Source organism: Paenibacillus diazotrophicus (assembly GCF_042610465.1).
This window is the reverse complement of sequence record NZ_JBGJZN010000001.1, coordinates 1,991,673-2,006,259: the sequence shown is the minus strand read 5'-3', so window position 1 is coordinate 2,006,259 and position 14,587 is coordinate 1,991,673. Positions and strand designations below refer to the sequence as shown.

The 14,587-nt window shown below is 49.9% G+C and carries 13 protein-coding genes; 12 read left to right on the top strand and 1 reads right to left on the bottom strand.

Translation table 11 applies throughout. The features are described 5' to 3' along the window. Positions 1–67 precede the first annotated feature (67 nt). The 9 genes from def (at position 68) to spoVM (ending at position 9,264) form a co-directional block, all read left to right on the top strand. Entirely contained in the window at positions 68–553 is a 486-nt protein-coding gene (gene def, locus ACAN54_RS09115) for a peptide deformylase (RefSeq protein ID WP_379153210.1), read from the top strand. Positions 554–558: 5 nt separating this feature from the next. Then, a complete protein-coding gene (gene fmt / locus ACAN54_RS09110) occupies positions 559–1,497 on the top strand; it encodes a methionyl-tRNA formyltransferase (protein ID WP_379153208.1) in 939 nt (312 codons plus the stop codon). A 38-nt stretch (positions 1,498–1,535) separates the two neighbouring features. Next, on the top strand, positions 1,536–2,996 hold the full coding sequence (rsmB, locus tag ACAN54_RS09105; RefSeq protein ID WP_379154186.1) for a 16S rRNA (cytosine(967)-C(5))-methyltransferase RsmB: 1,461 nt from the start codon (positions 1,536–1,538) through the stop codon (positions 2,994–2,996). 194 nt (positions 2,997–3,190) lie between these two features. Then, positions 3,191–4,231, top strand: coding sequence for a dual-specificity RNA methyltransferase RlmN (gene rlmN / locus ACAN54_RS09100; protein ID WP_379153206.1), 1,041 nt, complete (start codon positions 3,191–3,193; stop codon positions 4,229–4,231). A gap of 6 nt (positions 4,232–4,237) precedes the next feature. Further along, entirely contained in the window at positions 4,238–5,014 is a 777-nt protein-coding gene (locus ACAN54_RS09095; RefSeq protein ID WP_379153204.1) for a Stp1/IreP family PP2C-type Ser/Thr phosphatase, read from the top strand. Further along, on the top strand, positions 5,011–7,200 hold the full coding sequence (pknB, locus tag ACAN54_RS09090) for a Stk1 family PASTA domain-containing Ser/Thr kinase (protein ID WP_379153202.1): 2,190 nt from the start codon (positions 5,011–5,013) through the stop codon (positions 7,198–7,200). The genes ACAN54_RS09095 and pknB overlap by 4 nt, the downstream gene beginning before the upstream one ends. Before the next feature lie 124 nt (positions 7,201–7,324). Then, on the top strand, positions 7,325–8,230 hold the full coding sequence (rsgA, locus tag ACAN54_RS09085) for a ribosome small subunit-dependent GTPase A (protein ID WP_379153200.1): 906 nt from the start codon (positions 7,325–7,327) through the stop codon (positions 8,228–8,230). 4 nt (positions 8,231–8,234) lie between these two features. Continuing rightward, positions 8,235–8,903, top strand: coding sequence for a ribulose-phosphate 3-epimerase (gene rpe / locus ACAN54_RS09080; protein ID WP_379153198.1), 669 nt, complete (start codon positions 8,235–8,237; stop codon positions 8,901–8,903). Between the two features lie 280 nt (positions 8,904–9,183). After that, entirely contained in the window at positions 9,184–9,264 is an 81-nt protein-coding gene (gene spoVM, locus ACAN54_RS09075) for a stage V sporulation protein SpoVM (RefSeq protein WP_020431362.1), read from the top strand. A gap of 101 nt (positions 9,265–9,365) precedes the next feature. Here spoVM and rpmB read toward each other — a convergent pair whose 3' ends face one another. After that, positions 9,366–9,554 (bottom strand): 50S ribosomal protein L28, encoded by a 189-nt coding sequence (rpmB, locus tag ACAN54_RS09070; RefSeq protein WP_019911441.1) that lies wholly within the window; start codon positions 9,552–9,554, stop codon positions 9,366–9,368. A 191-nt stretch (positions 9,555–9,745) separates the two neighbouring features. Here rpmB and ACAN54_RS09065 point away from each other — a divergent pair, with 191 nt between their 5' ends. The 3 genes from ACAN54_RS09065 (at position 9,746) to recG (ending at position 14,553) form a co-directional block, all read left to right on the top strand. Beyond that, positions 9,746–11,527: a DAK2 domain-containing protein gene (locus ACAN54_RS09065; protein ID WP_379153196.1), complete on the top strand. Its 1,782-nt coding sequence runs from the start codon at positions 9,746–9,748 to the stop codon at positions 11,525–11,527. A 100-nt stretch (positions 11,528–11,627) separates the two neighbouring features. Continuing rightward, positions 11,628–12,488: a DegV family protein gene (locus ACAN54_RS09060; RefSeq protein ID WP_379153194.1), complete on the top strand. Its 861-nt coding sequence runs from the start codon at positions 11,628–11,630 to the stop codon at positions 12,486–12,488. 13 nt (positions 12,489–12,501) lie between these two features. Beyond that, the gene (gene recG, locus ACAN54_RS09055) at positions 12,502–14,553 is read left to right on the top strand and encodes an ATP-dependent DNA helicase RecG (protein ID WP_379153192.1); all 2,052 of its coding nucleotides are present in this window, start codon (positions 12,502–12,504) and stop codon (positions 14,551–14,553) included. Positions 14,554–14,587 lie beyond the last annotated feature (34 nt).

Here is a 14,587-nt window from a genome sequence, read left to right as displayed (position 1 = left end):
GCGCAAGCAAGCTTGGATTGATTAGAATTAGATAACCTATAGAAATCTTCAAGGATGGTGTGTGTATATGGCGATAAGGCTGATTGTAAAAGAACCGGATGAAGTGCTGCACAAGACAGCAAAGACAGTAACGAAGGTAACTCCCAATGTTCAAAAACTGCTGGATGACATGGCGGATACTATGTATGATGCGGAGGGCGTCGGACTCGCTGCCCCGCAGGTTGGCATTCTGAAGCGTCTCATCGTAGTGGATGCAGATGAAGAGCATGGACTGATCCAGCTGATCAACCCGGAAATTGTTAGTATGGAAGGTGAGCAGTTCGGACCGGAAGGCTGCCTAAGCATACCTGGCTTAAATGGAGATGTGCGCCGTGCAGAGACAGTGACTGTACGCGGACTTGACCGTGAGGGTACGGAAGTGACAATCACCGGAAGCGGCTTGCTGGCCCGGGCGTTTCAGCATGAAATTGATCATCTGAACGGGGTGCTGTTCACGGATATTGCCGAGAAGGTATATGAGTATACAGCTGAGCGCAGCGAAACTGAGGAGTGAAGGAAATGAAGATAGTATTCATGGGAACTCCGGCGTTTGCGGTACCCTCCCTGCAAATGCTGCTTAAGCAGGGCTATGAGGTTGTGGCCGTCGTCACCCAGCCGGACCGTCCGCAGGGACGCAAAAAAACACTGACGCCTTCTCCGGTGAAGGAAGCGGCTCTGGCTCTGGGCCTGCCGGTCCTGCAGCCTGAACGGATGCGGCGCCCTGAAGCCGTAGCTGAGCTGGCAGCCTACAAGCCGGATCTGATTGTTACGGCTGCTTACGGGCAGATTTTGCCCAAATCGGTACTGGATCTTCCGCAATTCGGTTGTGTGAACGTCCATGGATCACTGCTTCCGAAATACCGGGGGGGTGCTCCAATTCAGCGTTGTATTATTAATGGGGAAAAGGTTACCGGCGTTACTCTGATGTATATGGCGGAGGGACTAGATACTGGTGATATGATCTCGCGGGTAGAGGTTTCTATTGAAGATACGGACACGTCGGGAACGTTGTTTGAGAAGCTTAGTCTGGCAGGTTGTGAGCTGCTTAAGGATGAAATGCCGAGGCTTGTCAGTGGCCGCGTGCAGGCAACTCCTCAGGACGATAGTGAAGCAACCTACGCTCCAAATCTCAGCAGAGAAGATGAACGGATTGACTGGAAGGCGAATTCGCTTGATATCTATAACCGTATTCGCGGACTGGTCCCGTTCTCAGGCGCTTTTACACTTTGGAATGGAGAAACGTTCAAGGTATGGGGTGCGCAGAAACCTGCCGGGAACAGTGAAAGCAAAGGGACTATGCCAGGAACGGTGCTTGCAGTGAGCAGTGACGGTATTGAGGTGAAGTCAGGGGATGGATGTCTACTGCTTACTTCAGTTCAACCAGCAGGTAAAAAAGCCATGACTGCAGCTGACTTCAGCCGTGGAGGGGTGATGAAGCCCGGGATGGTGCTGGGTTGAGCGCGGGCAAAGGCGGCGCGGACCGCCAAGGTCCACAGGTGAAGCCGAACGGCAGCGGTAAGGGATCTGGAGCGAGACCTGCAGGTGGCAGCAAAGGCAAAGGAGCTAGTGGTAGGAATAACCGGTCAGGTGCTTCGGGTAGCGGAGCAGCCGAATCTGCACGGGAAGTAGCGCTAGATATTCTTGTCCGTGTTGAGCAGCAAGGAGCATACAGTAACCTGCTGCTCAACAGCAGCTTGCAGAAGTCCTCGCTTAGCCGTGAAGATACGGGACTGGCAACGGAGCTGGTATATGGCAGTATCTCTCGCCTAATTACCTTAGATTATGTACTTGGTGGTTTCGTAAGCAAAGGTGTTGCCAAGCTCCAGCCTTGGGTACGCAATTTGCTTCGACTTAGCTTGTACCAGATTATGTATCTGAACCGTGTCCCGTCCCATGCAGCTGTTAACGAAGCGGTGAATATCGCCAAAAAACGCGGGCATCAAGGGATATCTGGCATGGTGAACGGTGTACTTCGAAGCGTGCTTCGCGCCGGGGATCTCCCAGTTTTGCCAGAGAATCTGAGCCGCGAAGAACGGATTTCCGTACTCCATTCCCATCCGCTGTGGATGGTTAGACAGTGGGCTGCGGAGTATGGGCTGGAGGCTGCTGAAGCGATATGCGCTGCGAACAATGAACCGCCAGTATCCAGTGTTCGTGTGAATCTTACGATGATCAGCCGCGAAGCACTGCTGGCACAAATGGTTGAAGCAGGACTGGAGGCCTCCCCCTCCCAGCTCAGCCCTTATGGCATTATTGTCAAAGGCGGCGGCAATCTCGCGCTTAGTACCTGGTACCGGGACGGCTATTTGTCTGTTCAGGATGAGAGCTCCATGCTGGTGGCGGAGGCAGTTGCACCGGAACCAGGTATGAGAGTACTTGACTGCTGTGCTGCTCCTGGCGGCAAAAGCGCCCATATGGGTGAGCTGATGAAGGACGAAGGGTTCATCTATGCAAATGATCTGCATCCTCACAAGGCACAGCTGATTGGAGACCAGGCTAAGAGGCTTGGACTCGATAGCATAGTTACGGGAAGCAGTGATGCACTGCAGCTAGCACAGAAGTTCGAGCCGGAATCGTTTGACCGGATTCTGCTTGATGCCCCTTGCTCCGGACTTGGGGTGATCCGCCGCAAACCGGATCTTAAATGGCGTAAACAGCCGGAGGATGTAGCCAGTGTGGCTGAACTACAGTCTGAGCTGCTGCAGACAGTCTCTGGTTTATTGAAACCCGGTGGTATTCTGGTCTATAGTACATGTACAACTGAACAGGCGGAAAACAGCAAAATTATCGCTGAATTTCTTCAGAATAATCCCGGATTTAGCTCTGTAACCTTCAGCTCCCCAGTATGGGATAGAGTAAAGGGAACCGCGCTTGCTGAGGGCGACGGAATACAGCTGCTGCCGCAGCATTATGGCAGTGATGGTTTCTTCATTTCCAGGCTTCAAAGACTCTTGTAATATAGCAAACTTTAAGACATTTTACGGTCTCCCGCCCGCACGTCTTTATGCGCGGCGGGCTTTTCTTTTACCGTCTCTGAAATTTGTGTTAAAATAGGAAGAATGAGAAATAATACGCATATGATAAAAATGTATAAATTGATGCGTATTCTAATAAATTTCAATATTTTAAGAAAGTACAGGTGCTGAATCTAATGAAACCTTTAATATATGATTTTTCTCTGGAAGAGTTGCAGCAGTGGGCCAAGGAGAATGGTGAGCCGGCTTTTCGCGGAGGCCAGATTTTTGACTGGCTGTATGTCAAACGGGTGAATGATTTTGAATCTATGAGTAACTTGTCCAAGGCGCTGCGCGCCAAGCTGGAAGAACAATTTCGTATTACGGCTCTTACGGAGATCACTAAGCTGGAATCCAAAGATGGTACTGTGAAATTCCTCTTCGGGCTGCATGATGATCATGCGATAGAGACTGTAATTATGAAACACAATTATGGCAACAGCGTGTGTGTTACGACTCAGGTAGGCTGCCGGATCGGGTGCACATTCTGTGCCTCTACACTTGGTGGTCTTAAGCGTGATTTGACCGCGGGCGAGATAGTGGCTCAAGTCGTCCGGTCCCAACAGATTTTGGATAGCCGTGGGGAGCGGGTCAGCAGCATTGTCATCATGGGAACGGGTGAACCTTTTGAGAATTATGACGCCACTATGCGATTCCTGCGTCTCATGATCCATGAGAAAGGCCTGAATATTGGACAACGGCATATCACTGTCTCAACCAGCGGTATTGTGCCGAATATATATAAGTTTGCTGATGAAGATACACAGATCAATCTGGCTATTTCCATTCATGCACCCAATGATACACTTCGTTCGAAGCTGATGCCGGTTAACCGGCGGTATCCTTTTGATGATGTGATTGAGTCTCTGCGGTATTATCAGGCTAAGACAGGCCGGCGGATCAGCTTTGAGTACGCCCTGATTGGTGGCGTTAATGACCAGAAGGAGCATGCCGAGGAGCTTGCCGGAGTGCTTAAGACGATGCTGTGCCACGTGAATCTTATTCCCGTCAATCATGTGCCTGAACGCAAATATGTACGGACTTCACGCAATGATATATTTGAATTTCAACGTATTTTGGCCGATCACGGTGTGAATGTAACCATCCGCCGTGAGCAGGGCCATGATATAGCGGCCGCATGCGGACAGCTGCGCGCCAAACATATGGAGTTGGGGTGAGGATATTTGATCAGAACAGTTCATGCCAGCGACATTGGCCGGGTACGTACGGTCAATGAGGATTCAGTCTGGATCGGGGTGACACATAACGGCTATACCCTCGGCATTATAGCCGATGGAATGGGTGGACATTTGGCTGGCGACACCGCGAGCCGTCTTGCTCTGGAGACCATAAAGAATGCCTTGGACGGGCTACAGCCTGATCTTCCGGAGGAAGAACTTCAGGGTGCGCTCGCTGCTGCCATTTATGAGGCCAACAGTGCAGTCCACAATGAGGCTTCCCGCGATGAGAAATACCATAACATGGGTACGACTGTCGTTACTGTTCTTTTAAATGGTCCGGATGGATATATCGGCCATATCGGGGATAGTAGAGCCTATTTGATCAAGGATGGTATAGCCGTACAGTTAACCGATGATCATACGCTGGTCAATGAGCTGTTCAAGAATGGCCAGATCAGCCACGAGGAGCTTGACAACCATCCGCGTAGAAATGTATTGACCAGGGCTCTGGGTACGGATGCGGAGGTAACGGCTGATCTGGCACCTGTCCATCTGTCACAAGGGGAGCTTTTGCTTCTGTGCAGTGATGGATTAAGCAATTTCGTCAGCCAGGAGCATTTGGGCAAGGTGGCAGGGATACATGAAATATCCCTGGAAGAAAGAGCGGACCGTTTACTTCAGCTGGCTTTGCTTGCCGGCGGTGGCGATAACATTAGCGTCGCTTTGCTAGAACATCAAGGAGTGGCCGCTGTGCCCGAAACGAAGGAGTGGGATAAATGATCGGTCACGAATTGGGCGGCCGTTACCAGGTTATCGAACGGATTGGAGGAGGTGGCATGGCGCTCGTCTATAGGGCCCATGATATCCTGCTTAACCGTAACGTCGCGATTAAAGTTTTGCGTAACCAGTTTGTGCATGATGAGGAATTTATCCGCCGGTTCCGGCGGGAGGCGCAATCCGCCGCATCCTTGTCTCATCCAAATGTGGTCAGCATATACGATGTAGGACAGGAAGATGAAATTCATTATATTGTTATGGAATATATAGAAGGCAAGAACTTGAATGAGATTATTAAAGAACGGGCCCCGCTTCAGGTAGATGAATCCATCCGTATTGCTTCACAGATATGCGATGCCCTGGACCATGCACACCAGAACCAGATCATTCACAGGGACATCAAACCCCACAACATTCTGATTGGCCGTAATGGACGAGTCAAGGTAACAGATTTCGGAATAGCCCGTGCAGTTACTTCTACTACCATAACCCAGACGGGATCTGTAGTTGGTTCAGTTCATTATTTCTCGCCAGAGCATGCAAAAGGGGTAGCGACTGGGGAAAAGTCCGATCTTTATTCCCTGGGAATTGTCCTTTACCAGATGCTTACCGGAGTGCTTCCATTCTTGGGTGAAAGCCCGATTAGCGTAGCTTTGAAGCATTTACAGGAGGAATTTGAAGAGCCGCGTCTTCTGAATCCGCTGATACCCCAAAGCGTAGAGAATGTTATTTTAAGATCCATGCGCAAGAATCCGGAAGAGAGATACCAGTCTGCCAAAGAAATGCTGCAGGATTTGGAGACATGTCTGCTGCCTGAACGTCGAAGCGAGTCCAAAGCTCAGTTCCATGATGAAGAAGATGAGGACAGAACCCGTATTATTCCGGCAATCCGGCCGATGCAGCGGACTTTAGGCAGCCGTGGCGGCGAAGATCGGATGAGGCGTGATGACGAAGAAGAAATGCCGCGAAGCCCTTCCAAACGGAAATGGGGACGTCCTGTGCTATGGATCGGCCTCACACTGCTGCTATTGGCGGCGATGGGCGGGCTGGTGTGGTATGTCAGTGACAAATTCGATGTGGATGAAGTGGCAGTACCCTCGGTGACCGACATGTCCTTTGAAGCGGCCAAAGCAGAGCTGGCCAAGGTAGGGCTCGTCGCGGAAGAACCACCACTGACGGAGTACAATCCCAATAAGGAGCCTGATGTGGTATTTAAGCAAAATAAAGCTCCGGATACCATGGTCAAAGAAGGAACCTCTATTCTGCTCACAGTTAGTATTGCCAAGGAGCTGCCTGAGATGATTGAGTTATCGGGCAAACCTAAAGACGAAGCCGAAAAACTGCTGATCGCAGAGGGTGTTGAACAGAACCGGATTACTGAAGATCCGCGTTATAGCGAGGACTTTCCTGAAGGGCAGGTCATCAGCACAGAGCCGGCCGCGGGCAGTCCATATGACCCTGAGACAGCAACGATCAAGCTGATCGTCAGTCTGGGGCAAGAGACGACACCTATACCTGATCTCAAAGGCCACACGAAGGAAGATGCGAAGGCTATGCTGGAGGCAGCCGGTCTTGTCCTTGGTGAAGTTAAAGAGGAATCCAGCTTCTCTGAAGAAAAAGGCATCGTAATGAACCAATGGCCATATGAAAAAGGCGATACGGCCTCACCGGGTGAGAAGATCAATATTACGGTAAGTACAGGTTATCCACCTGAGGCTTTGGAATACACATTCAATGTGCCGGTGACTCCTTCAGTCGAAGGTAAAAAGACAAAAATCCGCATTATTTATGCTGACGCCCGTAAGGATGGCGAGAACCAGGAATGGGGAACCCGCACGATAGCCAAAAGCCAGAATCTGGCTGTGAATCTATTGCTAGCTCCTAATAAGGACGGTTCCATCTCTGTATATCAGGATGGCGATTTCATCGAAACCTATACGATAAAATATTCAGACGCCAAAAATGGGACGGTTCCTGATCCAGAGCCACCGGTTCAGAATACTCCTGAGCCGACTCAGGCCCCTACGGAGGCACCAGCTTCAGCTGATCCTACAATAGCACCGGAGATTTTACCTCCTTCTACTGAAGGTGGCAGCACTGGAGCAGCGGATCAGACCGGATTTACGAATAACAATGCCGGAAACGTACAGGCATCTTCGAAGAGTGGAAAAGATAAAAAAGGTAAATAAATGGATAAAAGCTGCAGCTTTTCTGAAGAAATTCCGGAGCTGACTGCAGCTAGCAGAATGACCCGGGAGCTTTTTATAGACTTGGGTCATTTGTGCAATATCAGGAGAGGAAGGCTTAGGATGTATGCCTGAAGGAATTATAATCAAAGCATTAAGCGGTTATTATTACGTCAAGCCGCTTCGTGAAGGATTGATAGCTACGGAGGAAGAGGCTGTACAATGCAGAGGGCGGGGAATCCTCAAGAAGAAAGGGGTTGCTCCGCTTGTGGGTGACCGGATTAAATATATTCTGACCGAAAATGGAGAAGGGATGGTTGATGAGCTGCTTCCCAGGGAGTCCGAGCTGATCCGTCCGCAGGTAGCCAATGTCAAACTGGCTGTGCTTCTCTTCTCGGTGCGGGAACCGGATATGAATCTGAATCTTCTTGATAAATTCCTGGTACACATTGAACACTCCGGTCTGGAGACTCTTATCGTGCTGACGAAGCAGGATCTGGCTGACGATAAAGGTGAAGCCACTGCACTTGTCAAAGAGCTGTATGAGCGTATTGGTTACGAAGTGTTGGTCACCAGTTCGCTTACCGGCTCCGGCAGTGAGGAGCTGCGGAATCGTCTGGCAGGCATTATCAGTGTCTTCTCCGGCCAGTCCGGTGTCGGCAAGTCTACATTGCTGAACCGCCTTGTGCCCGGCCTTGAACTGGAAACAGGAGAAATCAGTCTTCGCTTGGGCCGGGGGCGGCATACTACCCGTCATGTGGAGTTAATGGATATTGGCAACGGAGGTTTTGTGGCCGATACTCCGGGCTTTAGTCAGCTGGATTTTCTGGAGCTCGGTGTGGATGAGTTGTCTACTTGTTTCCGGGAGTTTGCCCCTTTTGCCGAACAATGCAAATTCCGCGGCTGCAGCCATCTGCATGAACCCGGATGCCATGTCATTGATGCCGTGAATACGGGAGTGATTGCAGGCAGCCGTTATGACCATTACAAGCTGTTCTATACTGAAATGAAAGATAAAAAGCGGAGGTACTAACCCTATGATTACAATCGCACCATCGATATTATCAGCTGATTTTGCCGCACTGGGCGCAGAGGTCGCAGAAGCCGAAGCCAGTGGCGGGGACTGGATTCATGTGGATGTCATGGACGGCCATTTTGTGCCGAATATTACCCTAGGCCCACCGATTGTAAAAGCTGTCAAAGCACACACCTCATTGCCGCTCGATGTCCACTTGATGATTGAGAATCCGGAACGCTATATCCCAGAGTTTGCAGCCGCAGGGGCATCGGTTATTACAGTTCATGCCGAGGCTTGTGTTCATCTTCACCGTGTAGTTCACCAGATTAAGGAGCTTGGACTAATGGCCGGTGTGGCGATTAATCCGGGTACACCTGCATCAGCTGTGCAAGAGGTGCTGGAGGATATTGATATGGTGCTTATAATGACGGTAAACCCCGGTTTTGGAGGTCAATCGTTTATTCCGCACACCTTGAAGAAGATCCGTCAGATCCGGGAATGGGCCCGGGAAGTGAATCATACCTCCCTACGGATTGAAGTAGACGGTGGAATCGCCGAAGAGACCGCTCCACTAGTTGCAGAAGCTGGTGCGGATATTTTGGTCGCCGGAAATGCGGTGTTCGGACGAAGTGACCGCGCAGCTGCCATCAAGGCCATTCGGGAAGCGGCGGAGGCAGCCCTGCGCTAAAACGTAAGCGATACGTTCGATCTAATGGTATAGGCCAAGTTGCCGACGCATAAATATGGTTACATGAGCAGAAATCTCATGTAGCCTTTTTTGAATAGGAAAGCCGAAGTTCCAGTATTCCCTGTATCCTTTTATTTTTTGAGAAACAAAAACACCGCCTCTTCCAGGGGACGGCCAAGTCGTTTCTTCTTATTCAATAAGGGAGGTCTGCATTCGCCAGGTTATCGGCTCGCCAGGAAAGTCTCCTACCGTATGGCATGAATTGATGGGAGGGTTAATAATGAAATTTTACACGTTCAAGCTGCCAAGATTTTTGGGAGGTTTTGTTAAAGCGATTTTGAACACATTTCAGAAAAGTTGAGGGCGGAATAGAAAAGAAAACATGAAAAAAAGCACCTTACATATGTAAAGGGTGCTTTTTGCTTCATATGAGATATCGCTAGGTCCTAGGAAAACCTAAGACTAAACGCGTTCAACTTTGCCGGCTTTCAAAGCACGGGTGCTGACGTACACGCGTTTCGGTTTGCCGTTCACGAGGATACGGACCTTCTGAACGTTAACTCCCCAAGAGCGACGGTTGCGGTTGTTCGCATGAGATACGTGGTTGCCGCTGCCCGGTTTCTTGCCAGTTACAGTACATTTGCGGGACATAGATTACACCTCCTTGTTACTTACACCTGCGTAAAACAATACTTAAATATAATATCACAGCAAAATTTGCTTCGTCAACCGCTTCAAAAACATTTATTTCTTTTGGCTCTTATAGTACAATATAAATTAGTGTATTATGTCCAGTTAATCATAGAATTGATTAGGCATGAAGTTAGGAAGGGGAATTCTCATTGAGTAAGCGTTCTATAAACGGAACAGATTTTACCGCAATGGTACTCGCCGGAGCGGAGAAGCTGCAGCAGCATGCAGAGCACGTCAATTCCCTGAATGTATTTCCTGTACCCGATGGGGATACGGGAACCAACATGAATTTGACGATGACTGCAGGCGTGAACGAATTGAAGAAAAATAATACCGCCTCTGTTGGCCAATGTGCAGGAGTATTGTCTAAGGGTCTCTTAATGGGCGCGAGGGGAAATTCCGGCGTTATTTTGTCACAGCTGTTCAGAGGTCTTGGACGGTACGCTGCCCAATACGAAGAATTGAACACGCAGCAGTTCGCAGCAGCGCTGCAGACCGGAGTGGATACAGCCTACAAAGCGGTGGTCAAACCGGTAGAGGGAACGATACTTACAGTTGCCAAGGAAGCTGCAAGACATGCCGGCTACTATGCACGGCGCACAACGGATGTAATAGAACTGATGACTGAGGTCCTGGCCAAAGCCAAAGAAGCGTTAGCCAATACTCCAGAACTTTTGCCTGTGCTGAAACAGGTAGGGGTAGTTGATTCCGGGGGGCAAGGCTTGGTATATATTTACGAAGGATTTCTTGAACATTTGACGGGCCATGGAAGCACGGCAGTTCCCGTTACTGTGCAAGGACAAGCCCCCGCTCCTGCAGCGGCCCCAGCCCCAGTGCTGACCAAACATGAGAACGTATTGTCCTCAGTGCAGTCCTCTGCTCAATCCCGGCTGTCTACGGAAGACATTGAATTTTTATACGATATGGAGTTTTTTATCAACCGTTTGCTTGGCAATTCGGTGAAAACGCACTTTGATGAAGAGGCATTCCGCAGAGCACTATCAGTTAATGGTGATTCGATTATCGTCATTTCGGATGATGAGACCATCAAGGTACATGTTCATTCCAAGACTCCGGGAGAGGTACTGAATCTGGCGCTTCAATATGGTGAGATCACACAAATCCATATCCTCAACATGCGCGAGCAGCATCGTGATCTTCTGATTGCAGGAATGGATATTGCGCCTATGCCTGAGGTATTTGCAGATATTCCTAAGGAAGTGAGCAGTGTACAGGCTCCAGCTGTTCCTCCTGCGGATGATATGGCTCAGTACGGATTCATTGCCGTTTCTTCGGGTGAAGGCATCTCTGATATTTTCAGAAGCCTGGGGGTGGATGCTATTCTGTCCGGCGGGCAGACGATGAATCCGAGTACCGAAGATTTCGTTAACGCGATCTCATCCATTTCGGCGAAGCATATTTACATCCTGCCAAATAACTCGAACATTGTGCTTGCCGCCCAGCAGGCCAAGGAATTGCTTGAAGGAGAACGGGAAATCACCGTTATTCCAAGCAAAAGCATCCCGCAGGGGATAGCCGCTGCCTTTGCCTTCCAGGAGGAGGACACGGTAGACTCGAATACAAGCAATATGCTGGAAGCTATCACTCAAGTGAAATCGGGGCAAATTACCAATGCCGTCCGTGATACGGTTATCGAGGAGCTGGAGATCAAATCGGGGCAATATATCGGAATTTCCAATTCGAAGATTGTATCCGCTGCCGATGATCTGCTGGTTGCAAGTCAGGCGCTGCTCACAAGCATGCTTGTGAATGGTGATGAAATTGTCACTATTCTGACAGGTGCTGAATCCGAGGAAAAGGTTACCGAAACACTCAAGAGCTGGCTTGAACAGGCTTACCCGCAGGTTGAAGTTGAGGTTCATGAAGGCGGCCAGCCGCTGTATTATTACCTTTTCTCTGTCGAACCGTAGGCTTCATTTACTCCTTATATAGTCTTAAGCAGAATCAGCATGGTGTCCTTTATCAGGTCTGCCATTCTGTCTGCCACATCATAGTTTGGGGAGGAAATCCATGAATCGTACTGTGATCGTCACCGACAGCACTTCCGATATCCCGCCGTCCATGGCGGAAGCGTATGGTATTGAGGTTGTTCCTTTGACTCTGATGTTTGGCGAGGAGGCATTCCGGGATAATGTGGACATGACGCCGGAGCAATTCTATGAACGTCTTCCCCGTTCAACGCAGCTTCCGACCACTTCTCAGCCATCACCGGCTGAATATATGGATGTCTACCGGGCGATTCAGGAACGTGTACCGGGTTGCCGAATTCTATCTTTTCACATTTCCTCAGGTCTTAGCGGTACGTATCAATCGGCTGTTCTGGCTAAATCCATGCTGGAAGAGGAAGGTGAATCAATTACTGTAATTGATTCACTCTCCGCTTCCTATGGATTCGGCTTTATGGTTATCGAGGCGGCGAGGCTGGCGGCAGAGGGGCATAGCCCGGAAGATATTTTGACTAAAGTCGAGAGTCTTCGTCAATCCCGCAAGCTGTACTTTCTCGTCGATACCTTGGAATACCTGCAAAAAGGCGGAAGAATCGGCAAAGCCTCCGCGTTTCTGGGGACGCTGCTTAACATCAAACCGATCCTTTCTATTGATGCAGAAGGAATTATCTACGCGGTTGAGAAGGTTAGAGGACGTAAAAAGGCAGTAGCCCGCATGATCGAGCTGTTCAAAAATGAACTGCCGGGTGTGGACAAAATCAACGTGGCCGTGGGTCATACGGCTGAACCGGCTTCCGGCGAAGAGTTCCTTAGGGAATTGGCCGGACACTTCACCCTGGAAGAGAAAGTGCTGACCAATGTGGGCCCGGTTGTGGGGAGCCATGTTGGCAACGGTACCTTAGCCGTTTTCATCTGGCCTGCGTAAATAGGGGATGAATATGGGACTATCTTTGGATTCAATCGAAGTGAAACAAATAAATGGCGTGAGCGCTCAAAAGCAAAATGAGCTTCACGCCTTTGGCGTCTTTACAGTGAAGGATTTGCTGGAGTATTATCCATTCCGCTATGATGATTTCCGCCCCCGCTCACTGAGTGAGATCAAACACGGTGATAAGGCTACGCTTGTCGCGAAGGTTATCGGTATACCTGTCCTGCAGCGTTTTGGGGGTAAATCCCGACTGAGCTGCAAAATGGTAGCAGAGCCTTGGATGTTCACAGCTACATGGTTCAACCAGCATTATGTACGTGAGCAGCTGACCGTGGGGCGTGAAATTGTAATAACCGGCAAATGGGATCAGAAACGTAACGCCATCACTGTTACGGATTATGAATTTACTGATCGGGGAGAAGGCAAAATCGGCACCCTGCAGCCGGTCTATTCTGTGGGGGGCAAGATAACACAGTCCTGGATACGCAAAATGATTCATCAGGGCCTGCAGCAGTATGGTGAGCTGATTCCGGAAATTCTTCCGCAGATGATTATACGTAAATATGATTTTATGTCCCGCAAACGGGCTATTGCCACCATCCATCGGCCTGAAGATACGCGGGAAGGCCAGCAGGGGCGGCGGCGGATGGTATATGAAGAACTGTTTCTGTTCCAGCTTAAGGTACAGGCTTTCCGGGTGCTAAACCGCGGCAGAATGGATGGAGTGGTGCATACGGTAGACAATGCCACGGTCCGGCAGTTTGTCCGCAGCCTGCCTTTTGAACTGACCGATGCTCAGAAGCACGTGGAGCTGGAAATCCTGCAGGACATGCGTTCTCCGCATTGCATGAATCGTCTTTTACAAGGGGATGTGGGTTCCGGTAAAACAGTACTCGCAGCAATTGCCCTGTATGCCACAGTGAAATCAGGATTTCAGGGAGCGCTGATGGTACCTACTGAGATTCTTGCAGAGCAGCATATGCGTTCACTCACTAAGATGTTTGAGCCATTTGGGATTACGGTCGGTCTCTTGACAGGAAGCGTCACCGGACGCAAACGGAAGGATCTGTTAGCCTCCCTGCAATTGGGAATGCTCGATATTGTGGTGGGTACGCATGCCTTGATTCAGGAGGATGTTTTTTTTCGGGGGCTGGGAATGGTGGTCACGGATGAGCAGCATCGTTTTGGCGTTAACCAACGCAGTATTTTGCGCCGCAAGGGCTACAATCCGGATGTGTTGACCATGACGGCAACGCCTATACCACGTACACTTGCGATTACGGTCTTCGGAGATATGGACGTGTCCACACTTTCTGAGCGGCCTAAGGGACGTGTACCGATCACAACCTATTGGGTAAAACCGGACTTGATGGAGAGGGTGCTGAAGCTGATCAGCCGTGAGATCGATCAGGGCAGACAAGCCTATCTAATCTGTCCGCTCATTGAGGAATCGGAAAAGCTGGATGTGCAGAACGCGATTGACCTGCATATTCAAATGTCGCAGTCTTTTCCCAATTACAAGGTAGGGCTGCTGCATGGACGGATGACACCTGGGGAAAAGGACGAAATCATGCGTGCTTTTTATAGTAATGAGGTTCAACTGCTGGTCTCCACAACGGTGGTAGAGGTTGGTGTCGATGTTCCTAATGCTACTCTGATGATCATTATGGATGCAGACCGCTTTGGACTGTCCCAGCTGCATCAGTTACGCGGACGGGTAGGACGGGGCCAGCACGCCTCCTTCTGTGTGCTTGTAGCTGATCCCAAATCAGAGATCGGGCGTGAGCGCATGACGGCAATGACCGATACAGACGATGGATTTGAGGTGTCTCGAAGGGATCTGGAGCTGCGGGGCCCGGGGGATTTCTTTGGGACTAAGCAGAGCGGGCTTCCGGAGTTCAGGTTGGCCGATATGACTGCTGATTTTGATGTGCTGGAGCAAGCCAGAGATGATGCTGCAGGATTGCTGAAAGAAACTGACTTCTGGACCTCTAATGACTATGCGCCACTGCGGAGCTATTTGCAGAATGAGCAGATTTTTCAAGGGGACTTAATCGATTAATTAATTAGGCACATGTGCCAGCTCTCCCTCATAT

Coding starts and splice junctions, on each gene's coding strand:
- def (WP_379153210.1), top strand. CDS start 68: ATGGCGATAAGGCTGATTGTAAAAGAACCGGATGAAGTGCTGCACAAG.
- fmt (WP_379153208.1), top strand. CDS start 559: ATGAAGATAGTATTCATGGGAACTCCGGCGTTTGCGGTACCCTCCCTG.
- rlmN (WP_379153206.1), top strand. CDS start 3,191: ATGAAACCTTTAATATATGATTTTTCTCTGGAAGAGTTGCAGCAGTGG.
- pknB (WP_379153202.1), top strand. CDS start 5,011: ATGATCGGTCACGAATTGGGCGGCCGTTACCAGGTTATCGAACGGATT.
- rsgA (WP_379153200.1), top strand. CDS start 7,325: ATGCCTGAAGGAATTATAATCAAAGCATTAAGCGGTTATTATTACGTC.
- rpe (WP_379153198.1), top strand. CDS start 8,235: ATGATTACAATCGCACCATCGATATTATCAGCTGATTTTGCCGCACTG.
- spoVM (WP_020431362.1), top strand. CDS start 9,184: ATGAAATTTTACACGTTCAAGCTGCCAAGATTTTTGGGAGGTTTTGTT.
- rpmB (WP_019911441.1), bottom strand. CDS start 9,554: ATGTCCCGCAAATGTACTGTAACTGGCAAGAAACCGGGCAGCGGCAAC.
- ACAN54_RS09060 (WP_379153194.1), top strand. CDS start 11,628: ATGAATCGTACTGTGATCGTCACCGACAGCACTTCCGATATCCCGCCG.
- recG (WP_379153192.1), top strand. CDS start 12,502: ATGGGACTATCTTTGGATTCAATCGAAGTGAAACAAATAAATGGCGTG.